At 75.2% G+C, this 24,965-nt stretch carries 18 protein-coding genes and 1 pseudogene; 12 read left to right on the top strand and 7 right to left on the bottom strand.

From position 1 onward, the window contains the following. Positions 1-404: 404 nt before the first annotated feature. Positions 405-887, top strand: a complete 483-nt coding sequence (locus ACFVGY_RS11705; protein WP_385674658.1) for a VOC family protein — start codon at positions 405-407, stop codon at positions 885-887. 56 nt (positions 888-943) lie between these two features. On the opposite strand, the gene ACFVGY_RS11700 is transcribed toward ACFVGY_RS11705, so the two are convergent. Continuing rightward, positions 944-1,684 (bottom strand): siderophore-interacting protein, encoded by a 741-nt coding sequence (locus ACFVGY_RS11700; protein WP_385674655.1) that lies wholly within the window; start codon positions 1,682-1,684, stop codon positions 944-946. Between the two features lie 159 nt (positions 1,685-1,843). Between ACFVGY_RS11700 and ACFVGY_RS11695 the strand changes: the two genes are divergently transcribed. From ACFVGY_RS11695 to ACFVGY_RS11685, 3 genes are all read left to right on the top strand, one after another. Further along, positions 1,844-2,488, top strand: a complete 645-nt coding sequence (locus ACFVGY_RS11695) for a GNAT family N-acetyltransferase (RefSeq protein ID WP_385674653.1) — start codon at positions 1,844-1,846, stop codon at positions 2,486-2,488. A gap of 123 nt (positions 2,489-2,611) precedes the next feature. Beyond that, the gene (locus tag ACFVGY_RS11690) at positions 2,612-4,246 is read left to right on the top strand and encodes a N,N-dimethylformamidase beta subunit family domain-containing protein (protein WP_385674650.1); all 1,635 of its coding nucleotides are present in this window, start codon (positions 2,612-2,614) and stop codon (positions 4,244-4,246) included. Between the two features lie 97 nt (positions 4,247-4,343). Further along, positions 4,344-5,639, top strand: coding sequence for an LCP family protein (locus ACFVGY_RS11685; protein ID WP_385674647.1), 1,296 nt, complete (start codon positions 4,344-4,346; stop codon positions 5,637-5,639). A gap of 16 nt (positions 5,640-5,655) precedes the next feature. Here the strand turns inward: ACFVGY_RS11685 and ACFVGY_RS11680 are convergent, their stop codons facing one another. Continuing rightward, positions 5,656-6,723, bottom strand: a complete 1,068-nt coding sequence (locus ACFVGY_RS11680; RefSeq protein WP_385674644.1) for a helix-turn-helix domain-containing protein — start codon at positions 6,721-6,723, stop codon at positions 5,656-5,658. Between the two features lie 393 nt (positions 6,724-7,116). Here ACFVGY_RS11680 and ACFVGY_RS11675 point away from each other — a divergent pair, with 393 nt between their 5' ends. Further along, on the top strand, positions 7,117-8,310 hold the full coding sequence (locus ACFVGY_RS11675; protein ID WP_385674641.1) for a serine hydrolase domain-containing protein: 1,194 nt from the start codon (positions 7,117-7,119) through the stop codon (positions 8,308-8,310). Between the two features lie 236 nt (positions 8,311-8,546). On the opposite strand, the gene ACFVGY_RS11670 is transcribed toward ACFVGY_RS11675, so the two are convergent. Genes ACFVGY_RS11670 through ACFVGY_RS11655 form a run of 4 tightly spaced genes read right to left on the bottom strand, consistent with a single transcriptional unit; the run spans position 8,547 to position 12,438 of the window. Next, a complete protein-coding gene (locus tag ACFVGY_RS11670; protein WP_385674638.1) occupies positions 8,547-10,109 on the bottom strand; it encodes an amidase in 1,563 nt (520 codons plus the stop codon). Further along, a complete protein-coding gene (locus ACFVGY_RS11665; protein ID WP_385674635.1) occupies positions 10,106-11,332 on the bottom strand; it encodes an MAB_1171c family putative transporter in 1,227 nt (408 codons plus the stop codon). Before ACFVGY_RS11665 ends, ACFVGY_RS11670 begins: the two co-directional genes overlap by 4 nt. A 14-nt stretch (positions 11,333-11,346) precedes the next feature. Beyond that, positions 11,347-11,901 (bottom strand): hypothetical protein, encoded by a 555-nt coding sequence (locus ACFVGY_RS11660; RefSeq protein WP_385674632.1) that lies wholly within the window; start codon positions 11,899-11,901, stop codon positions 11,347-11,349. A 36-nt stretch (positions 11,902-11,937) separates the two neighbouring features. Then, complete coding sequence (locus ACFVGY_RS11655) at positions 11,938-12,438, bottom strand: hypothetical protein (protein ID WP_385674629.1); 501 nt, start codon at positions 12,436-12,438, stop codon at positions 11,938-11,940. A gap of 147 nt (positions 12,439-12,585) precedes the next feature. Here ACFVGY_RS11655 and ACFVGY_RS11650 point away from each other — a divergent pair, with 147 nt between their 5' ends. Beyond that, positions 12,586-13,104 carry a hypothetical protein gene (locus ACFVGY_RS11650; RefSeq protein WP_385674627.1) on the top strand — a complete coding sequence of 173 codons (519 nt, stop codon included), beginning with the start codon at positions 12,586-12,588 and terminating at the stop codon, positions 13,102-13,104. On the opposite strand, the gene ACFVGY_RS11645 is transcribed toward ACFVGY_RS11650, so the two are convergent. Continuing rightward, on the bottom strand, positions 13,098-13,952 hold the full coding sequence (locus ACFVGY_RS11645) for a methyltransferase domain-containing protein (protein WP_385674624.1): 855 nt from the start codon (positions 13,950-13,952) through the stop codon (positions 13,098-13,100). The genes ACFVGY_RS11650 and ACFVGY_RS11645 overlap by 7 nt on opposite strands. Before the next feature lie 290 nt (positions 13,953-14,242). Here ACFVGY_RS11645 and ACFVGY_RS11640 point away from each other — a divergent pair, with 290 nt between their 5' ends. The 6 genes and pseudogenes from ACFVGY_RS11640 to ACFVGY_RS11615 form a co-directional block, all read left to right on the top strand. Beyond that, on the top strand, positions 14,243-15,028 hold the full coding sequence (locus ACFVGY_RS11640) for an ATP-grasp domain-containing protein (protein WP_385674621.1): 786 nt from the start codon (positions 14,243-14,245) through the stop codon (positions 15,026-15,028). An 86-nt stretch (positions 15,029-15,114) separates the two neighbouring features. Continuing rightward, positions 15,115-18,786: a DUF4132 domain-containing protein gene (locus tag ACFVGY_RS11635; protein ID WP_385674618.1), complete on the top strand. Its 3,672-nt coding sequence runs from the start codon at positions 15,115-15,117 to the stop codon at positions 18,784-18,786. Continuing rightward, positions 18,783-19,895 (top strand): AAA family ATPase, encoded by a 1,113-nt coding sequence (locus tag ACFVGY_RS11630; protein ID WP_385674615.1) that lies wholly within the window; start codon positions 18,783-18,785, stop codon positions 19,893-19,895. Before ACFVGY_RS11635 ends, ACFVGY_RS11630 begins: the two co-directional genes overlap by 4 nt. Then, positions 19,892-22,396, top strand: a complete 2,505-nt coding sequence (locus ACFVGY_RS11625) for a DUF5682 family protein (RefSeq protein ID WP_385674612.1) — start codon at positions 19,892-19,894, stop codon at positions 22,394-22,396. The genes ACFVGY_RS11630 and ACFVGY_RS11625 overlap by 4 nt, the downstream gene beginning before the upstream one ends. Further along, complete coding sequence (locus ACFVGY_RS11620; RefSeq protein WP_385674609.1) at positions 22,393-23,556, top strand: VWA domain-containing protein; 1,164 nt, start codon at positions 22,393-22,395, stop codon at positions 23,554-23,556. Before ACFVGY_RS11625 ends, ACFVGY_RS11620 begins: the two co-directional genes overlap by 4 nt. After that, positions 23,553-24,965: pseudogene (locus ACFVGY_RS11615) on the top strand (hypothetical protein); the annotation flags it as partial. The gene ACFVGY_RS11620 and the pseudogene ACFVGY_RS11615, both read left to right, overlap by 4 nt.

Raw genomic sequence — 24,965 nt, 5'->3', positions numbered from 1 at the left:
CTTCGAGGTCGCGTACGACGGTGCGCCGCAGGACGGCGGCGTCACGTCTCGTGCAGGTGCGCCTCGACGGCGCCCAGGCGGCATGCTGTGCACGGCGAAGGCCCCGGACTCCACTGAGGAGGCCGGGGCCTTGATCGAGCGCTGGGCAGGCCTTGCACCTGCATCCCCCCACAGGAAGTGGGGTGCCTTTCCTTGGACCACCAACGCCGGTCCCACCACCACGTCGTGCGGCGGCGAGCTCGAGATCGATCGTACCGCATCCCGCGCCCCATCCGGAACCACACCCTCCAACCCGAGGGCTCCCCACGGCCACGGCGGACGCTTGACCTGAACCAAGGTTGAGTTCTTACGGTCTCCTCAGTGCCGCGGGAACCGAACCCGGGCCCGCCCCAGAGGAGTTCGCCATGACCGAGCACACCGTCGCCACCGCGACCCCCGACCGCTACCGCTACGCGGTGATCCCGCACATCATGGTCGACGACGCCGCCGCGGCGATCGCGTTCTACGAGCGTGCGTTCGGCGCCCGCGAGGAGTTCAGGCTCGACGCTCCGGGCGGCGGGATCCTGCACGCCGAGATCCGCATCGGGGAGTCGACCCTGATGCTGGGCGACGCCGGCGTGGACGAGGCCGAAGCCGCCTCCTTCGTCGCGCCGACCTCCCTCGGCGGAGGTACGACCGTCACCCTGCACGTCTTCGTGCCGGACGTCGACGGCCTGGCGGAGCGCGCGAGGACCGCCGGAGCCGAGGTCCTCCAGCCGCCGACGGACATGTTCCACGGCGACCGCACCGTCATCCTCAAGGACCCCTCGGGCCACATTTGGGTGTTCCTGACCCACCTGGAGGACGTCTCGGAGGCGGAGGTCCGCCTCCGTCTGACCGCCGAGTGACGACCCCCGGGCCTCCTCGCCGTCGCGGCCGGCGCCGCGGCCCGGCGGACCGGAGGTCAGGCCGCGGCCCGCCAGTAGCCCAGGCTGTTGACGCGCTGCTTGGGCAGGCCGAGGTCCTTGCGCAGGTAGCCGCTCAGGGTCCGGGTGGTCGCCGTGTCGCAGGCCAGCCACACGTACGCCGACTCCGGGTCGGAGGCCAGGGCGGGCAGTTCGGCACGGATCCGCTCGACGAGGGCGGCGCCGTCGCCGGAGCGGGGGACGCGCCGGATCTCGTGCCGGTCGGGGTGGAGCCGTACCGGCAGGTCCGCGTCGGCCTCGTGCTGGGTCTCGAACCAGATGGTGGCGGGGGTCTGCGGGTAGGCGTCCAGCAGGGAGTTGATGGCCGGGAGCGAGGCCGGGTCGCCGATCACGAGCAGCCGCTCCGGGGCGGGCGCGGGGGCGCTGAAGCCGGTTCCCTGCACGGTGGCCTCGATGGTGTCGCCGGGGTTGGCGTTCCGCGCCCAGTCGCTGGCGATGCCGTCGTGCAGGGCGAACTCCAGGGCGAACGTGCCCTCCGCGGCGTCGGGGTCGACCAGGGTGTAGGCGCGCTGGTGGGGCTTGCCGTCGTCGTCGAACCACAGGCGGACCCACATGGTCGGGTGCAGGGACTCCCCCGCGGCGGCGAGCAGCCCGCCGTCGGTGAACCAGACCCGGCGGTACTGCGGGGTGACCTGCTCGGCCCCCGTGACGGTGAACGTGAAGTCCTTGCCCCGCAGCAGCTTGAGGACCACACCCTCCCAACCCTTGGCGACGCCCACGTCCGCCCCTTCCCCTGAACCCCGATACAGTAAGGCCAGCCTAACCTAATGCATTTGGGCGGCGGTGTGCACACCGAGGCCCGGGGGGCGTACGACACCGCCGGGGCAGCAGACCCCCCGCGCGTACCCGCAATCCGAGACGAAGGAACAGAACACCGCATGAGACCCGACGACACCGCCCTCGTTTCCCCGCGCGCGGACGTCCACACCGAGACCGTCGAAGGCTTCGGCACCGTCCGCTTCACCCCCGTCGACCCCGCGGCGGACTCCGCCGTGCTGCACGCCTGGGTCATCGAGGAGCGCGCATCGTTCTGGGGCATGAACGGCGCGAGCCGTGAACTGGTCCAGGAGATCTACGAGGACGTGGACCGCCGCGACACCCACCACGCCTTCATGGTGCGGCTGGACGACGAACCGGTGGCGCTGTTCCAGACGTACCAGCCGGAGGAGGACCGGGTCAGCGAGTGCTACGAGGTGCGGGAGGGCGACATCGGCGTCCACCTCATGCTGGCCCCGGCGGCCGGCCGCCCGCGCCCCGGCTTCAGCCGCACCCTCGTCGGGTCGCTCATCCGCTTCGCCTTCCGCGACCCGGCGGTCCTGCGTGCGGTGGCCGAGCCCGACGCCCGCAACGAAAAGGCCCTCGCGATGCTGACCCGGGTCGGCTTCGTCCAGCACGGGGAGATCACCCTGCCGGAGATCGACCTGCCCGAGGTGTACCTCCCCGAGAAGCGGGCGGTGCTCGCCTTCCTCGACCGCGCCGAGGTGCTGCCGGCACCGGACGCGGGCACCGGGGCCTCGCAGTAGTCGACCGTCCCCGCGTCCGCTCCGGCCTGTCGTTCGCCGCGGCCCGGGCGGCGTGCCGTACGGTGACCGGGCGACCGTGCCGGGGCGCCGCGGGCACGGCCCCGGCCGAGGCGAGGAGGTGCCGTGGGACGGGTCGACGACACCGGACCGGCGGAGCCCGGGAGCGGTACGGGCCCGGGGCGCCGACGGGTGCTGGGACTCGCGGCGGCCCTCGCCGTGACGGCGTCCACGGCGGCGTCGGCGGCTTCGGCGGCGGCCACGGGCTCCCGGCCCGCAGCCGCGGCCTGCGGTGGCGGCGGTCGGGGCTGTCTGGACGTACGGGCCGAGAACCGGCGGCCCGGTGACGCCGGCTGGCGGATCACCCGGGCCGGGGCCGCCCGCGCGATCGAGGGCTTCGCCGACCGCACCTCGGTGTTCGCGGGCGAGCGGCTCCCGCTGCGGGTGTCGACGACGGCGGCCTCCTACACCGTCTCCGCCTACCGGATGGGCTGGTACGGCGGGACCCGGGCCCGCCTGGTGTGGCGTTCCCCCGTGCTGCCCGGCCAGCTCCAGCCGCCGGCCCGGGTCGACACGGTCACGCGCAGGGCGTGGGCCGAGTGGCAGCAGACCGCCGAGGTCGACACCGCCGGCTGGCCGGAGGGCAGTTACCTGCTGCGGCTGGACACCGCGGGCGGCGGCGAGCCCGCCCAGCGGTACGTTCCGCTGACGGTGCGGTCCGCCTCGGCGGCGGGCCGCATGCTGCTGGTCAACGCGGTCGCCACCTGGCAGGCGTACAACCGGTGGGGCGGGGCCGACCTGTACAAGGGCTCGACGGGCAAGAAGGCCTCGCGCTCGCTCGCGGTCTCCTTCGACCGGCCGTACCAGAACGCGCACGGCGCGGGCCTGTTCCTGACGTACGAGGCGCCGCTGGTCGCGCTGGCGGAGCGGCTGGGGCTGCCCCTCGCGTACGCGACGGGGATCGACCTGGCGCGTGACCGCCGGCTGCTTCCCGGGGCGGTGGCGCTGCTGTCCCCGGGGCACGACGAGTACTGGAGCCCGGAGCAGCGCCAGCACACCGCCGCGGCCCGGGACGCGGGCACGAACCTGGCGGTGTTCGGGGCGAACTGCTGCTACCGGCGCGTCCGGTTCGAGGACTCCGCCGTCGGCGCCGACCGGACCGTCGTCTGCTACAAGGAGGACTACGCCCTGGATCCGGGCTTCCGCCGCGGTCTGCCGCCGACCAACGACTTCCGGCGGGCGCCCGCGCCGGAGCCCGAGAGCAGTCTGCTGGGGGTGATCTACGACGGGTACCCGGTGGACGCGCCCTATGTGGTGACCCACCCGGGCCACTGGCTCCTGGCGGGCACCGGCGCCGCGCAGGGCGACGCGTTCGCGCACCTGGTGGGCGTCGAGTACGACCGGATCGACCTCAGGTACCCCACGCCGCGGCCGATCGAGGTGCTGGCGCACTCGCCGGTCGTGTGCAAGGGGCGGCACACGTACGCGGACACGGTGTACGCGTCCCTGCCCTCCGGGGCCGGCCTCTTCGCGACGGGCACCATGCGCTGGGTGGAGGCCCTGGACGCCTCGGGGCCCGGCGGCGGGAAGGCCAACCACGGACTGGACGGCCGGGCAGGGGCGTTCACGCGGACCGTCACCGAGAACGTGCTGCGGGCGTTCGCCACGGGCCCGGCGGGGCGGGCGCGGCCCGCAGTGGACAACGTACCGCTCCATTACGGTGTTGATGGCGCCCCGACAGGAGCAGCCCCCGGCGTGTAACCGGGGCCCGGTCGGCCGGAATCGCTACCCTCGGCGTCCGATCCGCCGACCGGCGAGATGCCGGCCCGTCGGTCCGCCCGGCCCTGGGGAGTAGGCGTTGCTCCGTCTTGCCACTGCGCTGACCCTGCTGACGACGCTGGTCTCGGGTGCGGCCTGGGCCGGTCCCCCGTCGCCCGGCGACGACCGCTCCGCTCCGGGAGCCAGGGGAACGAACATCCTGGTCGTCGGGATCGACAGCCGCACCGGGCTGTCGAAGGCGGAGAAGGACCGGCTGCACGTCGGGGGCGCGGGGTGCAACTGCACCGACGTGATGATGCTGGTGCACCTGTCGCAGGACGCCCGCCGCGCCAGCATCGTGTCCATCCCGCGCGACTCGTACGTCGAGTACGCCGACGGCAGCGGCGTCCTCGGCAAGATCAACGGCGCGTACGCGCGCGGCCGCGGACCCCTGACGGTCAAGACCGTCGAGAAGGCGACCGGCCTGCGCGTCGACCACTACCTCGAAACCGGGTTCACGGGCTTCGAGCAGGCCGTCAACGGGCTCGGCGGGGCAGCCCTGTGCACCGACAAGCACCTGAAGGACGAGAACTCCGGCCTCGACCTGACGCCGGGCATGCACCACGCCGACGGGAACGGCGCCCTGCGCTACGTCCGTGCCCGGCACATCGAGCGCCCGGGCGACCTCGGCCGCGTACGGCGCCAGCAGCGCGCCGTCTCGGACCTGCTGACCCGGCTCACCGTCGAGGGCGCCCTGGCCGATCCCCTCGCCGCCGCCGCGACCGCACGCACCCTGCTTCTGTCCGTCCGCACCGGCACCGGCACCGACCTGGCCGACCTGGTCCGCCTGGGCACGGCCTTCGGACGGCTGGGCCCGGAGCGGACCGAGTTCGCGACCGTACCGATCAAGACCTTCGACCACCGGGTGCCCGGCGTCGGCTCGACCCTCCTGTGGCACGCGGAGCGCTCCCGCGCCCTGTGGGAGGCCCTCGCCGCGGACCGGCCGATCACCGGCGACCGGCGCATCCAGCCCGTCCCCGAGAGCCCGGCGCCCACCAACCCCGCCGGCATCAAGGTCCGGGTGGACGAGCCCGCCGTGGCGGCGGCACTGCTGGCCGGCGGGTTCCTCGTCACCGACACCTCCGCCACGGCGCCGCAGGCCCGCCCGGCGGGGCCTCCGCTGATCCGGTACGCACCGGGGCGGGAAGGCGACGCGGCCACCCTGGCGGCGGCCCTGCCGGGAGCGCGCCGGCAGGTCGTGCCCGGCCACGACGCGTACCTGGACGTGGCCGTCGGCGCCCGCACCGTCACCGTCAAGCAGGTCACCTACGACCGGAACGTCGCCGAGGGCGCCCCGGTCACGGCCGACCGCCTGGGCTGCCTCGCCGCCCCGTGACCCGTTCCCGTCTGCGTCACCGCCCGCCGGGTGCGGCCGCGGCCGGCGGGCGGGGCGGCTCGGGTCGGTACCGGAGCATGGCCGTGCGGACCTGCTCCAGGTAGGGCCGGATGCCCTCCAGTTCGGCGCCCTGCCGCTGCACTCTCCACGTGGCGATGCGGTAGGCGGCGGCGAGGTTGAGGGCGGGGTCACCGGGCACGCCCTCCAGCTCGGGAGCGACGGCGCAGAGCATCCTGCCCATGGCGGGGATCGAGTCCTCGGGGCTGAACGGCGGCTCCGGGACCGTGTGCTGCCGGTCGGGCGGCAGGTAGTACCGCAGGACGCGGGGCGTCCAACGGGCAATGCCGTACTCGTCCTTGGCCGGGTCGCTGAGTGCGGGGTCGAACCCGCTCTCGGCGTTGAGCATGGCTGCCACCAGCACCGGGGTGATCTGCGGGACGTGGCAGGTGGTGCCCGCGTCGACGATCAGGGCCCGGTAGCGCTCCGGGATGTCGGAGTCGGCGCGCAGCCACCGGCCGTCGTCGGGGAACCGGGTGTCCGCCGACGGGTCCGCGGCCGCGGTGTGCGTTCCGTCGGGGCGGGACAGGGTGGTGTTCCGGGGGCCCGCGTCCCCGGCCGCGAACGCACCGGGCGCCAGGAGGGCGGCCAGGAGGACCAGGTCGGCCGAGCGGCCGCGGCGCCGCCGGGGCGCCGGCCGGGGAGGCCTGTCGGGCATACGGCGCCTGGGCGCGGCCGGGGCGGGTGTCGGGGCGGGTGTCGGGGCGGGCGGGAGAGGGACCGGTGTCGGGGCGGGCGGGAGAGGGGCCGGTGTCGGGGCGGTGATGAGGCGGTGCGTGGCGATGCGGCGCCGTTCCCACTCCTCCGCGTCGCCTCCGCAGGCGTCGACGAAGGCGGCCAGTACGGCGGCGCCGGGCAGGCGTTTGCCCGCCGCGGCCTCGGCCAGCGTGGAGGCCGAGTAGTGCGCGCGGGTGGCCAGTTGGCGGTAGGGCGGGCTCCCGGCCTGCCGACGCAGCTCCCGTAAGTCGTGCGCGAACCGGGCCAACGGGTCCCGGCCGGGGTCGAGCGGCCGTTCCTGGCGTCCCATGTCTCGTTCCTCCTTGTCCGTGGGCGGGTGCGGCGGGCCGGCGGGCGCCGGATGTCCGGCGATTGTCCGGGAACCGTTCGGCATGGTCACCGGGCCGGGACACGGGCCGCGACGCCCGTTTGAATGACCACGGATCACATCCGGCGTGGGGGGTGCACGGCCCCGTCCTCCGGGAACCCATCCAACCCGCATGGGGGTGCGGGCGAGGATGCTTCCCCCGTGCGCGGGCTGTGCGGTGTTTCACAGGCCTTCAGGTCAGCGTGGCCGTGGGGTCCCTTGCCAAGGAGGCCCGGGGCGGCACCGCACCCCTCGTGCACGGCCGGCCGGGCCGGCACCACCCGGCGCCCCATGGCCGGATGTGATCGCTACCCCTCCCACCACCAAGGAGAAGACATGCCTTCGCTCGCACGCCAGGTCCGGTTCTCCGCGCTGGCCGGCGCGGTCTGCGCCGCAGTGCTCACACTGTCCTTACCGGTCCAGGCCCAGGCCGCCCCGGCCCCCGCACCGCCCCGGAACCAGTCCCAGGCCCCGGTCCCTTCCCCTGCCGCCGCCGACCACGCCGCCACGCTGGCGGCACTCAAGACGTTCCAGTCCCACGCCGGCCCGGGGGCCGCCGTCCACGCCGGTGACGGCGCCGGCTCGTGGGACCTCTCGGTCGGCACCGGAACCATCAACACCAACCGGCCGATCCAGCCGACGGAGCACTACCGCACCGGCAGCCAGAGCAAGGTCTTCACCGCAGTGGCCGTCCTGCAGCTGGTCGACGAGGGCAAGGTCGCCCTCGACACGCCGATCGAGCGGTACCTGCCGGGCGTCGTCGCCGGGAACGGCCACAACGGCGGCGTCATCACGGTCCGCCAGCTGCTCCAGCACACCAGCGGGATCCCGGTCAACAACGCGCCCGCCCCGCGGGCCGAGGCGGACGGCACGTACACCCTGGCCGCGCTCGTCGCGGACGGGCTGCGCCGGCCGTCGGCCGCCGCGCCGGGCACGAAGTTCGAGTACTCGAACACCAATTACGAGGTCCTCGGCATGCTCCTCGAGAAGGTGACGGGCCAGCGCGCCCACGAGGTGATCACCCGCCGCGTCATCGAGCCGCTCGGCCTGACGCAGACCCGTTTCCCGGCGCCCGGTGACCGGAGCCTGCCCGCCCCGACCGTACGCGGGTACCACGGCATCCGGGTCGGCTCGTTCTTCTTCTGGACCGACGTGCTGCCCTTCGAACCCTCGTTCTTCAGCACGGCCGGGGCGGTGGTCTCCACCCAGCAGGACCTGACCGTCTTCTACCACGCGCTGCTCGGCGGCCGGCTGATGTCGCCGGCGGCCCTGGCGGAGATGAAGCGTGCGGTCGACGTGGGGGACCCGGCCGCCGGATGGGGGTACGGGCTCGGGCTCATCAGGCAGCCGCTTCCGTGCGGGGGCGTGGCCTGGGGGCACAACGGCATGCTGCCGGGGTACTACACGCAGACGCTGGTCACCGAGGACGGCCGCCACGCGGCGGTGGTGACCAACGCCCACCTCACCACCAACATCCCGGCGGTGCAGATGGAGCAGCTGCTGAACTCGGCGCTGTGCGAGGGGAAGTGACTCCCGGGAGTCGGCGCGTTCGGCTGACCGCCGCGGCGACCCGAGGGGACGAAGGGGACTAAGATGATGATCGTAGGGCCCGGGTACCGTTTCCCCCGTCGGTATCCGGGCCCTTCGACGTCCTGATGGACGGACAGCGGGGCTCCGGTTCTCCCGGGGCCCCGCTGCCGTCGTCGTACGGGCCCACCCCGCCCCACCCCCGTGGGGGCAGAGCGGGCCCGGTCATGGGCGCCCGGTCACGCGGTGAACGCGGGCGGCTGCGCGGGCGGGGGGAGCTTCCGCGCGAGGTGCCTGGCCATGTCGATGACCGTGCGGTCGGCCAGGTAGGGGCCGATGATCTGGACGGCGAGGGGCAGGCCGTCGGCCGTCCTCCCGGCGGGCATGACGACGGCCGGCAGCCTGACGTGGCCGGCCAGGTTCAGCCATGCCGTCTGGTCGAAGTACGGGCGCTTCTGCCCGTCGACGGTGATGAACCGGCTCGGGACGGGGCTGGAGGTCTGGTCGTCGACGCAGGTGCTGGGGACGGCCGGGGTGATGAGGACGTCGTGGGTGGTGAAGTAGTCGGCCCAGTGGCCGCGCAGCTTCTCGCGTTCCTCGTTGGCACGCAGCCAATCACGGTGCCGCATGGTGCGCGAGTGGAGGAAGATCCCGCTCGGGTCGTCGACGGGGATCCGGTCGGCGGCGGCGATGTCGTCGGCGAAGCCGGCGTCGGTGGCGGTGGCGCTCGCCGTCGCGAACATGAGGCGCTGGAACAGCCGGTCGCTGTCGGCGAGCTGCACGGGCCGGGTGGTGTCGTCGACGGTGGCGCCGGCGGACCGCAGGATCCCGGCGATCTCGTCCAGGAGCCGGCGGATCGATTCGTCGACGTGGCAGTACGGGTCGTCCTGCCACAGGCCGACGCGGTAGTCCGCGAGGCGGCGGCGCCTGGGCGCCGGCAGCTCGATCCGCCAGGCGGCCGCCTCGGCGGGGGCCGGTGCGGCCAGGACGTCGAGGAGGACGTCGAGGTCGTCCGCGGTCCGGGCGATCGGGCCGAGGGTGAGCATGTCGGAGCTGGACAGCCAGCCCGGCGGCCGGGGGATGTGGCCGCGGGTGGGAACGATGCCGCCGCTGGGGCGCAGTGCGTACACGCCGCAGTAGGCGGCCGGGAGGCGGAGGGAGCCGGCGAGGTCGGAGCCGAGTTCGAGGCTGGTGATGCCGGTGGCGACGGCCGCGGCGGGGCCGCCGGAGGATCCGCCGGCGGTCTTGGTGTCGTCGTACGGGTTCTTCGTCGTGCCGAAGAGCGGGTTCGAGGTCTGGAGGTCCTGGCACATGACCGGGACGTTGGTCTTGCCGACGATGACGGCGCCGGCGGCGCGCAGCCGGGCGACGGCGTCGGCGTCCTGGTCGGGGACGTGGTCGGTGAGGTCGGGTGCGCCGCAGGTGCTGCGCAGTCCCTTCGTCTCCAGGGCGTCCTTGACGGTGACGGGCAGGCCGTGGAGCGCGCCGAGCGGCTTGCCGGTCCTGGCCATGTGGCGGTCGGCGGCGTCGGCCGCGGCGCGGGCGCCGTCGGCGTCCAGGGTGATGACGGCGTTGAGGCCGGGGTTGGTCTTGTCGATGTGCTGGAGGTACTGCTCCAGCAGGGCGCGGCTGGTGGTCGTGCGGCGGCGCAGTGCGGCGAGCTGGTCGCGGGCGGGCGCCAGGTGCAGGGGCGTGCTCGCGGTGGCGCCGGCCCGGGAGCGGGCGGCCGCGGTCATGGTGGCCATGGAGGCTGCCGCGGCGACGGCGGTGGAGGCGATCAGCAGGGTGCGTCGGAGGATCACGAACGGGCTCCTGAGGTGGCGCTGCGGACGTCGGATGCGCTGTGGCGGCTGTCGGCCGTGGGGGGTCTGAAGTACGCGGCGACGCGCTGGAGGTGCAGGAGCTCGTCCTCGGTGGTGGCGAGGGTGAGCTCGGCGTCGGCGTACTCGGCGGGGGTGTCCACGGGGTCGTCGGCCGCGTGCCGGAGGAGGGCGGCGCGGATCTGGTCGGCGGTGACGGCCGCGGCGAACTCGGCGGCGGTGAGGCCTTCGCCGGCGCGGCGGGTCTCGGCCTCCGCCCGTACGGCCGGGTCGAGGTAGCGGCGCATCAGCTTCTGGCCCTGGCGGATCTCGACGCGGCGGCGCAGCAGGGGGAAGTGGGCACTGCGGCCGCGCAGGACGTCCTGGCCCTGGTGGGTCGGGCGGCGCAGGGTGATGCCGGGGTCGGCCTGGTCGAGCGCGGTCCACAGGGGGCCCAGGCGCCGGTAGCTGAGGTGGGCGGTGGCCCAGTCGCGGACGCTGCCGGCCCGCCGGGCGACGGTCGGGATGAGGTAGCCGATCTGGGTGAGGGTGGCACCGATGTCCCCGCAGGCCCAGGCGAAGCCGTTGAGGTGGCTGACGCTGAATCCGGTCTCGGCGCCGATGACGGCGGCGATGCGGATGCCGCTGTAGCCGAGGGTGATGACGGCGCCGACGGTGACGAGGCGCAGGCTGAAGGCGATCGACGGGGTGGTGGCGGTGCGGGCGTACTTCCAGCAGGACACGGCCAGGTAGGTCTCGGCGACGCTGTAGGTGCCGAAGTACAGCAGCACGTAGGCCTGGAAGACGGGATCGTGCGCGTAGTACAGGGAGAAGTCGGTGGGCCGGGTGGTGGCCGGGGTGAGCGAGGCGAACAGCACGGCCATGGCGGCGATGACCGCGGCGGCCGCGGCGAGCAGGAGCCGGCTGCGGCGGCGGGCCTCGGCAGGGGGCTTCGACCAGTGGGCGAGGACGGTGGCCTGGAGGGCCAGGACGACGATCACGAAGCCCTGCGCGATCGGCACGACGATGTTCGGGACGCCGAGGAGGCCGTCGATGCGCACCCACACCCAGGTGAGGGAGACGGCGTAGCTGAGCGCGGAGAAGCCGTACGTGAAGGCCAGGGCCACGAGCGCCGGGTCGCGGCGGCTCTTGCCCAGGTCACGTATGAGGATGAGGAACCCCGTTCCGGCGATGGCCAGGCACAGGGGGTGAAGGATGTCTTTCACGGGTCCCTGTTCGGTCAGCGCAGCAGCGTGCGGGTGATGGGGTCGGCTTCCCGGAGGGCCGACGGGCGGGCGGTGCTCACGTGTTCCTGCAGGAGGGAGCCGAGGAGTTCGGCCTCGAACTCCTCCGGCTCGTTGTAGCGGGTGCGGCCGAGGACGAGCTGGACGGTGGCCGGGTCGATGTCGGTGATGAGGCCACCGAGGCTGCCGGCCTCCACGGAGGCGTTGCCGCGGTGGCGCTTGAGCATGTGGCCGAACTCGTGGCCCACGATGATCTCGGCGTGCGCGCGGCTGATGGCGGTGTCGTAGAACACGTAGTCCGTTTCGCCGGTGGCGAGCCACAGGCCGCACGGGGCGGAGGCGTCGAGGGAGTCGGGGTCGGTCGGGTCCGAGACGAAGGGCATGAGCCGGATCGACCGGTCGAGGTACTCCTCCATGAACGGCACCAGGTCCAGGACGCTGTCGACCTCGGGCAGGCCGAGGCCTTCGACGAACTCCCGGTTCCGACGCTCGGCCTCGTGGGCCTCGTGGGCCTTGCGGCTGGTGCCGCGGCTACGACGGCTGAACCACATGGGAGTTCCTCCTCTCCTGGCGACGTGGACCGCTGGTCACGGCAGGTCCCTTTCGGGGTCGGCGGGCAGGCCTTCCTCCTTGCGCACGGCTTCGAGCGCCGCCAGCACCTTGCGCTGGCCGGCGGCCGAGACGCCCATCGCGCGGAGGGCGATCTGTTCGACGCCGTTCTCCTTGAGCTTCCGCAGGATCTCGAACTGGGTGGCCACCTTCCGGGTGACCTCGTCCTCGACGAAATAGGCGGCCTCCACGCCGAAGAACCGGGCGAGGAGGGGGACCATGGTGATGGTCGGGGTGCGCTTGCCCGCGCGGAGCAGGCTGATGTGGGACCGCGTGTAACTGTCCTCGCCGTACGACGAGATGGTGCGGGCCACGTGGGCGTTGGTGTACTCCTCCGCGCCCGGCGGACGCACCCGGTCGAACAGGAAGTTGAGACGGTCGCAGAAGGGAGCGCCGGCGGCCGGGACCGGAACCGGAACGGAGGTCCGGTCCGACCGGGCTGTGTCCGGTCCGTCGGGTCCGTGTGCTGATTCCGCCACGTGCCTGCCGCCTCCTTTCCGCAGGCGTGACTATAGTTGACGCCCGTTGCCGTAACTATAGTTGACGATCCGAAACCTGCAAGCCGTCATCCGTATGCCGTGCCGGGTCGCCCCGGCTCCGCGGACGTCTCAGCGTTGACTGGTCGCATGCGAAAGATTCCCCAGAGGCAGTGGCACACGGCCGGACGCGTCCTGGCCGGTGCGGTGGCGGCGGTGGCGGCCCTGTGCACGGCGGGCTGCGCGGGCGACGAGTCCCCTTCGGAGGCCGTGTCCAAGGCGGCGTCGGCGGTGGCGTCCGCCGGGGCGGAGGTCTCCGCGGCCGCGTCGAGGGCCGCGGACACGGTGGCTTCGGCGTCCGCAGCAGCCCAGGACAAGCTCGATCAGATCAAGGGCGTGAACGCGAAGGACGCCGTTACGCTCGGGACCCCGTCCACGGACTCGGGCGGCTACGCGGTGGTGCCGGTGACGGTGGACAACACCGACAGCTCGGCCAAGTCCTTCGCGGTGCAGGTGAACTTCAAAAACGACGGCGGCAACACCGTGGACGTGGTCGTGGTCACCGTCGACAACGTGGCCGGGAAGGCCAAGGGCGAGGGGACGGCCCGCAGCACGCACACCCTCTCGGGCAAGATCACCGCGGAGACCGCCAGGGCGGTGCGCTACTGACGCGGCGCCGGGCGGCGGCCCCACACGGTGAGCATGCCGGGGCCCAGCTCGGCGAGCACGGGCGAGGCCAGGTAGGCGAGGGCCTCGTCGAGGACGGCGGCGTCGAGGCGGCCCGCCAGCAGGTCGGGCCGCATCCGCTCCCAGGTCTCGCTCCAGAAGGCGGCGAGGGGGGCGCCCGGGGTGAGCGGTGGGCACACCAGCTCCGCGGCGACCCCTTCCAGGCCCGCGGCGCGCAGGACGTGCGGGTGGGCGCGTACGGCCGTGATGTCGGTGCCGATGGTCTCGGAGAGGGTCCGCCACATGGCGTCCAGGGTGCGGCGGTACGCGGAGTCCCGGTCGGCGGGGTCGGGGACGTCGGCGGCGTCGCTGAGGACGAGGTAGCCGCCGGGGTTGAGGCGCGCGGCGAGGGCCCGGACGAGGTCGCGGCGTGCGGGCAGGTGCATGAGCACGAACCGGGCGTGGACCAGGTCGAAGGTGCCGAGGTCCGGTTCGGCGGCGAGCCGGGTGAGATCGGCTTCGCGGACCCGCAGCCGCGGGCCGGCGAACGGGGCGAGGTGGCTGGTGTCGCGGTCGAGGGCGACGACCTCGGCGGCCGCGGCCTCGTCGGCGAGCCAGCGGGCGACGGTGCCGGTGCCCGCGCCGGCGTCCAGGCAGCGCCAGCCGGGGCCGACGCCGAGGCTGCGCAGCCGGGCCCGGGTGAACGGGTCGTAGACGAGCGCCGCCCGGTCGATGCGCTCGCCCTCCTGCGGGTGTTCCGGGCGGAAGAGGGCCTCGCCGTACCGGCCGGTGCCCTCGTCCGGCCTCCCGCCCGGGGATCCGGGCGGGAGCTCCTCGGGTACGGGTGCCACCGCGCGCGCTCCTTCCTCCCGGGCGCGGTCCCCCGCCCGGCCCTCCAGCGTCGCCGCCGGGCCGGTGGGACGCCGGTATTGGGCTGGGCGGGGGCGTGGCTCCGGTCCCGGCGGGAGCGGCGACGACCGCGGGGGCGACAGGAGCGGCGGCGGGAGCGGGAGGTCCCGCGTCAGCTGTGCTCCGGCGTCGCCGCTCTGCGCGGGCCTGCGCGGGCCCGCGGGCGGGGACCGGGCCTGGTGGCGAGTATAGGGACCGTCGCGCGCGTTGGGGGCACCGTAGGCTCGTCGCCATGCATCACGGCCCGGCCACCGCCCTCCTCCTCCATCCGCCCCGTACGTCCACGGCGGAACTGCTCGGGCAGGCGGCGGCCTGGCGCGGGTACGACGTCGTCGGCCACGCCGCCGAGGCCGGCGGCCGCCGGACGCACTGGTACGGAGGCCCGCTCGCCGCCGACCGGCTCGGCGGACGGCTCGGCCTCGGACTCCTCGAACCCGCCGACGACTGGCTGACGACGGTGCCGTGCGCGCTGCTCGGGCGGCCCGTCCGGCTGACGACGCTGGGCGACGCGCGCTCCCTGGCCGGGCGGGCCTTCGTGAAGCCGCCCTCCGCGAAGATCGACGCGCTTCCCGCCGCCGTGTACGAGGACGGCTCCCGGCTGCCGGACGCCCTGGACGCGGCGACGCCCGTACTGGTCAGCGGCGTGGTGGAGTTCGCGGCCGAGTACCGGCTGTTCGTCCTCGACGGCGAGGTCCGCGCGGGCAGCCGCTACGCCGTGTACGGGCGCCCCGATCCCGCACCGCTGGACGGGCAGGTCCACGGTTTCGCCCGGGAGGTGCTGGACACCACGGCGGAGGAGCTGCCGAGCGCGGTCTGCCTCGACGTGGGGCGGCTCTCGGACGGCGGCTGGGCGGTGGTGGAGGCCAACATGCCGTGGTTCGCGCACTGTTACGCCGCCGAGCCGGACGGGGTCCTGGACGTGGTCCTGCGCGCCGCGGGACCACGGGAGGACGTCGGCGACCGGGACCTGCCGTTCCTGCGCGACTCTTCGGGCGTCCGGGCGGGCGAACGGGCCTGAGTCCGCGAGCACCCCGCCCGGGGGCGTTGTCAGTGGCCGCCGCTAGGGTTCCGGCAACTGATCACGCGGGAAAACGGAGGGGCGCCGTGCAGCGCTGGGAGTACGTCGGGGACGGGTCGGCGAAGTTCTGGGAGGGTGGGGTGGACGGCACCTCGGTGACCCTCCGCTTCGGCCGCACCGGCACGACCGGGCAGACCCAGGTGAAGGACTTCGGCACCGCGGAGGAAGCCCGCACGTACTTCGCCAAGGCCGTCGCCACCCGCGAGAAGAAGGGATACGCACCGGTCGAAGCCGGTGGGGCGGATTCCGAGGGCCCCGCGGCCGCGGCCGGCGACGCCCCGGCCGGAGCGAGCGCCGACGGCACGGCGGGGACCACGGCTGACCCGCAGGCGTCCGCGGCGGCGGGCACGGCCCCGGCCCGGGTCGACGAGGACGCCTTCGAACTCCCCGAAGCATGGAAGCGGAACGTGCTGCCGCGGCGCGGTGGGGTGTCCCGGCCGGCGTCCGCGGCGGCGTCCGCGCCCGACCGGACCGACGCCTGGCTCGAACAGGAAGCCGAACAGGTCGCCCTGGTGCTGGACTTCCCGCACAGCGATCCCGTCCTCGTCGCCGCGGCCCGCGCCCACCTCGCCGGAACGCCCGACCCCCTCGGTGCCGCCGTCCTGGCACACCTGGTCCGCGCCGGCCACGGCGGCAGCAACCGCGAGCTGTTCGTGGACGCCTGGGCCGTCCGGTACGGTCTGCCGTTCGCCGCCCGCGCCGCCGTCGAGTTCGGGCAGGTCACGCCCGGCTGGCACACCGATCCCCGCACCGGCTCCGGCGTGACCGTCACCGGTGTCCGCTGGCTCTCCGACGGCAACGGCTGGAGGAGCAACCCGATCCCCGTCGCCGGGCGCGCCCGGCAGCTCCTCGCGAGCGCCCCGGAGGCCGAGTACCGGGCCGCCGTCGAGGCCATGGCCGGGCAGCGTGACACCGCGCGCCGCATCAGCGTGAGCTTCGTCGTCCCCGACGAGCTGGACTGGGTCGGGGAGTGCTGTGCCGGCCGGCTCCCCTCCGGCTCCAACGGCTCGGGCAACGAGGTCTTCATGCTCGCCGCGTCCCTCGGCACCGCCGAGCACGTCGCCGCGGTCCTGGCGGGCGGCTTCGACCTCGGCTGGCACGGCTGGAGCGCGCAGCTCATCGCGACGTGCGCCGACGGCCTCGGCGCGGACCTCGCCCCGCTCCTCACCAAACCGTTCCACCACTCCTGGGCCGACGTCGACACCCTGCGCACCCATGCCGAGGCCCTGGCCGAACTCCCCTGCGACGAGGCCTTCCGCACCCTGCTCGGCCGGATCCACGACCGGACGATCCGGCCGGCCCTGCTGACCGCGGCCCGCCGCTACCCGGTGCGCGCCATGCGCCTGCTCGCGGAGGGCTCCGAGGGAACGACCGCGAACGCGTCCCTGGCCCGCCGCATGCTGAAGGCGCACGTGGCCGCGCACCGCGAGCTCGCCCTGGACGTCCTGCCCGAACTCCCCGCCGGCGCCGCCGACCTCGTCGGCCCGCTGGCCCGCCGCGAGGGGCAGCTCGCCGAGGCGGACGCCGCCACCCTGCCCGAGGTCCTCGTCAGCCCGCCGTGGACCCGCGTGCGCGCCCGCACCAAGCCCCGTACGGTCGCCGGGCTGAGCGCCCCCGAGGACACCCGCATGAGCTGGCTGCCGGGTGAGCGGGAGGAGTGGGCCGCCACCGAGAACAGCATCCCGGGCTGGGCCGCGGGCCGGGACCTGGAGAAGCTCGCCGCCCGGGCGCAGGCCGGCCGGCTCGATTGCGACTACGACTCCCTCATCCTGTTCACGATGGGCCCGGCCGACGTCGTCCGCCCCCTCATCGCGGCCTGGGACGGCCCCGACTGGACCTACGAGGGCGCCGAGACCCTCATGCCGCTGATCGCCCGCCACGAGGCCGACGCCCTGCGGATGGCCCTCGGCGTCGCGGTCCGCCTCCCCGCCACCATGGGCGTCCTGCTCATGCCGTACGTGAACCTGCGCACGGCGCGGCTCATGGCCGACTGGTTGGTCCGCCTCAAGTCCGCCGGCCGTACCGCCCACTCCTGGCTGGTCCGGCACGCCGGGGACGCCGCCCGGCTGCTCGTCCCCGACGCCCTCGGGAAGCCCGGCAAGCCGCGGACCGCCGCCGAGGCCGCGCTCCGGACGATCGCCGCCGCACACGGCCCGGACACCGTCCGGGAGGCCGCCGCCGGTCACGGCCCGCAGGCCGTCGACGCGATCGGTGAACTCCTGGACGCCGACCCGCTGGTCACCGCGCTGCCCGCCAAAACGGTCGAACCCGGTGTCTGGGCCGACCCGGCCGTCCTGCCACAGCTGAAGCTGCGCACCGGCGAGGCCCTGCCGACCGGGGCCACCGGGCACCTGCTGCGCATGCTGGCGTTCGGCGCGCCCGGCAGCCCGTATCCGGGGGTGGAGGAGGTGCGGGAGATCGCCGACCCGGCCTCGTTCGCCGAGTTCGGCTGGGCCGTGTTCGACGAGTGGCGGCTCGCCGGCATGCCGGCCAAGGACGCCTGGGCGCTGCACCAGCTCGGCGGCACCGGCGACGACGACACCGTCCGGCTGCTCAGCCCGGTCATCCGGAGCTGGCCCGGGGAGGGCGCCCACCACCGGGCCGTCGACGGCCTCGACGTGCTCGCCGCGATCGGCACCGACAACGCGCTGCTCAGTTTGCACACCATTGCCCAGCGGGCGAAGTTCAAGGCCCTCAAGGCCCGTGCCGGCGAGAAGATAGCGGAGGTTGCCGCGGGCCTCGGCCTGACCGGAGAGCAGCTGTCCGACCGGCTGGTGCCCGACTTCGGGCTCGACGCGGACGGCACCACCACGGTCGACTACGGCAGCCGCCGCTTCACGGTCGGTTTCGACGAGCAGCTGAGGCCGTACGTGGCCGACGCCGCCGGCAAGCGCCTCAAGGACCTGCCCAAGCCGGGCGTGAAGGACGACCCGGAGCTCGCCCCCGCCGAACGCAAGCGGTTCGCCGCCCTGAAGAAGGAGGTACGCGCCATCGCGGCCGACCAGGTGCGCCGCCTGGAGGCGGCCATGGTCGACGGCCGCACCTGGACCGCCGGGGAGTTCCGCACGCTGTTCGCCGAGCACCCGCTGGTGTGGCACCTGGCGCGCCGCCTGGTGTGGCGGGCCGAGGACGGCGGCTCGGCCGTCGAGTTCCGGATCGCCGAGGACCGCAGCCTCGCCGACGCGGACGACGACGCGTTCACGCTCGGCGCGGACGCCGTCGTCAGCCTGCCGCACCCGCTGCACCTGGGCGCCGATGCGATCGCCGCCTGGTCGGAGCTGTTCGCCGACTACGAGGTCGTGCAGCCGTTCCCGCAGCTCGGCCGGGCCGTGTACGCGGTCACCGAGGAGGAGGCCGCCGGGCACCGCCTCGCCCGCTTCGAGGGCATCACCGTCCCCGTGGGCCGGCTCCTCGGCCTGACCAAGCGCGGCTGGGAGCGCGGCACCCCCGAGGACAACGGGGTGGAGCGGTGGATCTCCCGCCGTCTCGGCAGGAACTGCCACCTCGTCATCGCCCCCGACGAGGGCATCGCCGTGGGCGCGGTCGACGTGTACCCCGAGCAAACGCTGGAGACCGTCTGGCTCGACACGACGCCCGGCGACTACCGGTACAGCAGCGACCACCCGCTGAAGTTCGCCGACCTCGACCCGGTCCTGGCCTCCGAAGTGCTCGCCGACCTCACGGAGCTGACGGCATGACGACCGCCCGCACCGTCCAGCGGCCGCCCGCCGAGATCCGGTACGCCGAAGAGCTGGCCGCGCTCAGGGCCGCCGACGACGCGCCCCGCCCGCCCGGCTGGCAGCTCAGCCTGCGCGCCGCGCTCCGGTTCGTCACCGGGGATCCGGACACCGGCATCAGCCGCAAGTTCGTCGGCGACCGCTCCCTCGCCGAACGGGCCCTGGTCGCCCTGGCCACCAACCGGGGCCTGATGCTCGTCGGGGAACCCGGCACCGCCAAGTCCCTGCTGTCCGAGCTGATCGCCGCCGCGGTCAGCGGCGACTCCACCCTGGTCGTCCAGGGCGGCGCCGCGACCACCGAGGACCAGATCAAGTACTCCTGGAACTACGCCCTGCTGGTCTCCGAGGGCCCCTCCGAGCGCTCCCTGGTGCCCGCGCCGGTGCTGCGCGGCATGCTGGAGGGCCGGCTCGTCCGGTTCGAGGAGATCACCCGCTGCCCCCTGGAGGTGCAGGACTGCCTGCTGTCGCTGCTCTCCGAGCGGGTCGTCACGATCCCCGAACTCCCGGGGGAGGCGGGGCTGGCGTTCGCCGCCCACGGGTTCAACGTGATCGCCACGGCCAACACCCGGGACCGCGGTGTCAACGAGATGAGCGCCGCCCTCAAGCGCCGCTTCACCTTCGAGACGGTGTTCCCGATCGCCGACCGGGACGCCGAAGCCGCCCTCGTCGAGGCCGAGGCCACCGCCCTGCTGCGCGCCTCCGGCGTGACCGTCGCCCCCGACCCGGACATCGTGGACGTCCTCGTCACCACCTTCCGGGAACTGCGGGCCGGCGGCGCCGGAAGCGACGGCCCCGACCAGGGCGGACACGGCGGCTCCGACCGCATGAGCGCGGTCATGAGCACCGCCGAGGCGGTCGCCGTCGCCCACGCGGTGGGCGTCCGCGGCTGGTTCCTGCGCGGCGAGCCGGGCAACGCCGCCGACCTGGTCACCTGCCTGGCCGGTACGGCGGCCAAGGACGCCCCGGAGGACCTGGCCCGGCTGCGCCGCTACCTGGAGCAGCGTGCCGCCCGGCGCACCTCACCGGCCTGGCAGGACCTGCACGCGGCCCGGCACCTGCTGGCGGGGTGAGCACCCTGACGGCCCATTTCCTCGGGGTCCGCCACCACTCTCCCGCCTGCGCGCGGCTGGTCTCCCGGACCATCGCCGCGCTCCGGCCCAGCCACGTGCTGGTGGAGGGACCGGCCGACCTCAACGACCGGCTCGGCGAGCTGCTGCTCGGCCACCGGTTGCCGATCGCCGTGTTCAGCCACTACCGCGACGCGGAACGCACCGCCACCTCGTGGACCCCGTTCTGCGACTACTCCCCCGAGTGGGTGGCGCTCACCGAGGGCCGGGCGGCCGGCGCGCAGGTCCGCTTCATCGACCTGCCCGCCTGGCATCCCGCGTTCGCCGGCCGCAGCAACCGGTACGCGGACGCCGAGGCCCGCTACGAGCGGGCCACCGCCCGGCTGTGCGACCGGTTCGGCGTGGACTCGGCCGACGCCCTGTGGGACCGGATGTTCGAGGCGGCGGAGCCCGGCGGGCAGGACGACCAGGCCCTCGCCGAACGGCTCGCCCTGTACTTCGACGTGGTCCGCGGCGACACCGGGGCCGACGCCTCGGACCGGGCCCGCGAGGAGTACATGGCGTCCTGGGTCCGCGCCGCCCTCGCGGAACCCGGCGCGGGCAACGTCCTGGTCGTCACCGGTGGCTTCCACCGCCCCGCGCTCGTCGCCCTCAGCGGAGGCGGGCACCGCGGGACCGGGCTCGGGGCGGCGGACCCCGAGGCCGTGCGCCGCCGGGTGCCGGCCCACGGGGTGGACGACGTACGGGCGGCAGGCACGGGAGCCGCCGGCGGGGACGGGACTCCGGCGGTGCCGCGGCCCGGCGCGGGCGCCCTCGCCGGCAGCCATCTCGTCCCGTACTCGTTCCGGCAGCTCGACTCCTTCACCGGCTACCAGTCCGGCATGCCCTCCCCCGGCTTCCACCAGCACGTGTGGGAACACGGCCCGGCCGCCGCCGGGGAGATGCTGGTGCAGGACGTCACCGAGCGGCTCCGCGGCCTCGGCCGGCACGTGTCCACGGCCGCCCTCATCGCCGCCCGGGCCACCGCGCAGGGCCTGGCCGCACTCCGCGGACACCACCGGCCCGCCCGGCTCGACCTGCTCGACGGGCTCGCCGGCGCCCTCCTCGACGAAGCCGTCGACCAACCCCTGCCGTGGACCCGGCGCGGCCCGCTGCACCCCGGCACCCACCCCGTCCTCGTCGAGATGGTGGCCGCCGGCCGCGGCGAGCGGACCGGCCGGCTCCACCCGGACACGCCGGTTCCGCCGATCGTGCACGACGTCACCGCGCGGCTGGCCGCCCTCGGTCTGGACGGCGCCCGCGCCGTGACCCTCCGCCTCACCGAACCCGGCGGGCTGGCCGCCAGCCGCGTCCTGCACTGCCTGCGGGTCCTCGGCGTCCCGGGCTACGCCCGCACCCGCGGCCCCGTGGACGGCGCCGACCCCGAGGCCACCGAGCGCTGGAAGCCGTGCCCCGACGCGGGCTCCCGGGAGGCCGCGCTGATCGAGGCCTCGGGCCTCGGGAGGACCCTGGAGGACGCGACCGCCACCGCTCTCGGCGAGCAGGTGCAGGCGGCCGGCGGCGCCCCCGACCTCCTCGCGCAGACCCTGTTCGACGCGGTGGTCTGCGGAGCGACCGGGCTGCTCGGCCCGCTGCTCGCGCACCTGAGGGCCGCCGTGGACCGGGCGGGCGATCCCGCCCTGCTCGGCGGGGCCCTGCACACCGCCATCGGGCTGTGGCGGCACGACCGGGTGTACGGGGTCGCCGGCGACCCGCTGCTGGCCGGCTTCGTCGACGCCGCCGTCGCCCGGGTGCTGTGGCTGACCGAGGGACTGCACGGTCCCGGCGGCCTTGACCGGGGCCGGCTGCGCGCGCTGACCGCCGTACGGGACGCCGTGCTGCACGCCGCACCGCTGCTGTCCCTGGACCGGGCAGCGGTGACCGCGGTCTGCGGCAGGATCAGCGCCGACCCGGCGGCCCCCGCCGATCTGCGGGGCGCCGCGTTCGGGCTGTGCCGCGCCCTGGGGGACGGCCCGGGCGGAGCCGCCGCGGACGCCCCTGCCGGGGCCGGGGCGGGCCGAGCGGGCGGGGTCGGCGACGCCGCGGCCGCGGTGCGCGCCGTCGCCGGCACCGCGGCCCTCGGCGACTGGCTGGCCGGGCTGTTCGCACTGGCCCGCGAGGAACTGACCGCGCCCGCCGCCGGCCCGGCGGGCGAGGACCGCGCCACCGTCGAGACCGCCGGTGGCGCCGACGGCCTGCTCGGCGTACTCGACGCCCTGGTCACCGAGCAGCCGGAGGAGGAGTTCCTCGCCGGACTGCCGGCGCTGCGGCAGGCCTTCGCCTACTTCCCGCCCCGCGAACGCGAACGCATCGCGGCCCGCCTCATCGAACGCCGCGGAGTGCGCGGCTCCGCCCGCGGGCTGCTGCGGACGCCGGCCGACCCGCTGATCATCGCCCGGGCCCGGCGCCTGGAACACGACGTGTGCCACCTACTCGACCGCTACGGCCTGGGAGCCGCCCCGTGACCGCCCCCGCACCCGACGCCGCCGACGCCGCACCCGGCTCGGTGCCCGCCCCCGATCCCGGGCTGGAACGCTGGCGGCTCATCCTGGGCAGCCCCGCCGAACGCCACACCGGCTGCCTCGGCCCGGCCGCCGCCAGCCGCGACTCCGCCCTGGAGTGGCTGTACGGTCGCGACCCCGAGCAGGACGAACGGGGCATCCGGCGGGCCGGCGACGGCCCGTCCCCGGTGACCGCGGTCGACTGGCTCGACGACGTCCACCGGCTGTTCCCCCGGGAGACGATCGAGCGCCTCGAACGGGACGCCGTCGAACGGTACGGGATCCACGAGATCGTCACCGACCCGGCCGTGCTGGAACGCGTCCGGCCCAGCCCCGCGCTGCTGCGTGCCGTGCTGCGCACCAAACACCTGATGAACCCCCAGGTCCTGCGGCTGGCGCGGCGGCTCGTCGAGGCCGTGGTCCGGCAGCTGATGGCCCGGCTCACCCCCGAGATCCGCCGCTCCTTCACGGGCACCCGGTCCCGCCGCCCCAGCCTCGTCCCGCACACGCGGAACTTCGACTTCCATGCGACGGTCCGGGCGAACCTGGCCCACTACCAGCCCGAGCACCGGCGGCTGCTGATCGAGCGGCCCCGGTTCTCCTCCCGTACCCGACCGCACCTGGAGCAGTGGCAGCTGATCCTGCTCGTGGACCAGTCCGGCTCCATGACCGGTTCCGTCATCCACTCGGCGGTCACCGCCGCCGCCCTGTGGGGGCTGCCCGGGCTGCGCACGCACCTGGTGGCCTTCGACACCTCCGTGGTCGACCTCACCGCCGATGTCACCGACCCGGTGGAGCTGCTGATGCGGGTCCAGCTGGGCGGCGGCACGGACATCGCCCGCGCGGTCGACTACGGCGCCGGGCTGATCGACAACCCCCGCCGGGCCATCGTGGTCCTGGTCACCGACTTCTACGAGGGCGGGGACCGCTACCGGCTGGTCCGCACCGTGCGGCAGCTCGTCGCGCAGGGCAGCACCGTGCTCGGCCTGGCCGCCCTCGACGAGGACGCCGCCCCCGCCTACGACCGGGACCTCGCCCAGGAGATCGCCGACGCCGGCGCCCACGTGGGCGCCATGACCCCGGGCATGCTCGCCGCCTTCGTCGCCGAAAGGCTCGGCCGATGAGCGCCGGCCCCGCAGCCCGCCCCGACCTGCTGGCCCTCACCGACGACACCCTCGCCGCGCTCGCCAACCGGGGCCTGGTCAAACGCGCCGCGAAGGAACTCGCCGCGGGCGCCGGAGCCGTGGTGGGCTTCGCCGCCGACGGCAGCCTCACCGGGCGCTACCCGGACGGCACCGAGACCGTGCTGCCGCCGGGGGCGGGGCTCGACCTCGGGACGTGCAGCTGCGCCGCCGCCGGTGTGTGCCGTCACCTGCTCGGCCTGATCCTGGCCTACCGGGGGCAGGCCGCCGAGGGGCCCGGTTCCTCCGCAGGGCCCGGTTCCTCCGAGCGGCACGCTTCCTCCGAGGGGCGCGCTGCCGCCTCACCGGTCGACGGCTCCGGAGCCTCCGGCACCTCCGCCGGTCCCCGGGCCCGTGCGCAGGCCCGCACCCTCGGCGGCGCCGCCGCGGTGGGCGGGGCCGGTGTGACCGGCGGTTCGGGCGGTGAGGGTGCGCCGCTCCCGGAGCCCGGCTCGACGGGCGGGGGGCCGGACGGGGCCCCGGTGTGGTCGCCCGGCAGCGTCACCGACGAGGACCTCACCGCGGCTCTCGGGGCGCGGGCCGTCGCCGCCGCCCGCCGCACCCTGGCCCGCGGCTACTCCGCGCGGCTCACCCACCCGGCTCCGGGGGCGCCCGAGGCACGGGCCGAACTGGCCACCGCCACCGTGCGGTTCACCGTCCCCGGTGCGCTCGGGTACGCCCTCACCGACGCCCGCCCCGAGCACCGCGGCCCCGCCGTGGCCCTCGCCGTGTGGGCGTTCCGCGCCGCGCTCGCCGCCGACCCGGCGGACCCGCCGGCCGAGGTCAGGGCCGGCGGACCGCTCCGGCCGGCCCGTACCTCGGACGAGACCGCCCGGGCCGCCGCCGGGATCGCCGCCGAACTCCTGCTGGACGGCGCCGCGCACACCGGACCCGTGCTCACCGCGGGCCTGCACCGGGTCCGCGGCGAACTGGCGGGCCACGGCATGCACTGGACCTCCGACGCCATCGCCGACCTCGCCGAGCAGCTCGCGGAGCACGCCTCCCGGGGCGCCCGCCACCGGCCCGAGCGGTTCGCGGAGCTGCTCGCCGAGGTGGCCGCCCGGCACCGCACCGGCCGCCACGGCACCGGCGAGCCCGGGACCACCCCGCTGCGCCGGGTCCGGCTCACCGGGCTCGGCTGCCGCGTCACCGGGGACCCCGCGTCCCGTACCGCCGAGGTGTACTTCGCCCACGGCGGCGCCGGTATCGCCCTCGTCCTGCGCCGCCGCTTCGAGCTGACCGGTGCCCAGGCCGCGGGGGGGCCCCCCCCCCCGCCCCCCCGCCCCCGGCCCCCCCCGGCCCCCCCCCCGCCCGCCGGGCGGGGGCGGCGGCCGCCGCCCCCGGCGGGGGCG

Origin of the sequence: Streptomyces sp. NPDC127106 (assembly GCF_042677605.1) — a bacterium.
GTDB lineage: Bacteria > Actinomycetota > Actinomycetes > Streptomycetales > Streptomycetaceae > Streptomyces.
Note: the sequence above shows the minus strand (reverse complement) of the source record. Positions and strands in the feature narration are given on the sequence as shown.

Excerpts from the sequence above, each read along its gene's own strand:
- ACFVGY_RS11705 (WP_385674658.1), top strand. The coding sequence starts at position 405 with ATGACCGAGCACACCGTCGCCACCGCGACCCCCGACCGCTACCGCTAC.
- ACFVGY_RS11695 (WP_385674653.1), top strand. The coding sequence starts at position 1,844 with ATGAGACCCGACGACACCGCCCTCGTTTCCCCGCGCGCGGACGTCCAC.
- ACFVGY_RS11680 (WP_385674644.1), bottom strand. The coding sequence starts at position 6,723 with ATGGGACGCCAGGAACGGCCGCTCGACCCCGGCCGGGACCCGTTGGCC.
- ACFVGY_RS11675 (WP_385674641.1), top strand. The coding sequence starts at position 7,117 with ATGCCTTCGCTCGCACGCCAGGTCCGGTTCTCCGCGCTGGCCGGCGCG.
- ACFVGY_RS11660 (WP_385674632.1), bottom strand. The coding sequence starts at position 11,901 with ATGTGGTTCAGCCGTCGTAGCCGCGGCACCAGCCGCAAGGCCCACGAG.
- ACFVGY_RS11650 (WP_385674627.1), top strand. The coding sequence starts at position 12,586 with ATGCGAAAGATTCCCCAGAGGCAGTGGCACACGGCCGGACGCGTCCTG.
- ACFVGY_RS11640 (WP_385674621.1), top strand. The coding sequence starts at position 14,243 with ATGCATCACGGCCCGGCCACCGCCCTCCTCCTCCATCCGCCCCGTACG.
- ACFVGY_RS11630 (WP_385674615.1), top strand. The coding sequence starts at position 18,783 with ATGACGACCGCCCGCACCGTCCAGCGGCCGCCCGCCGAGATCCGGTAC.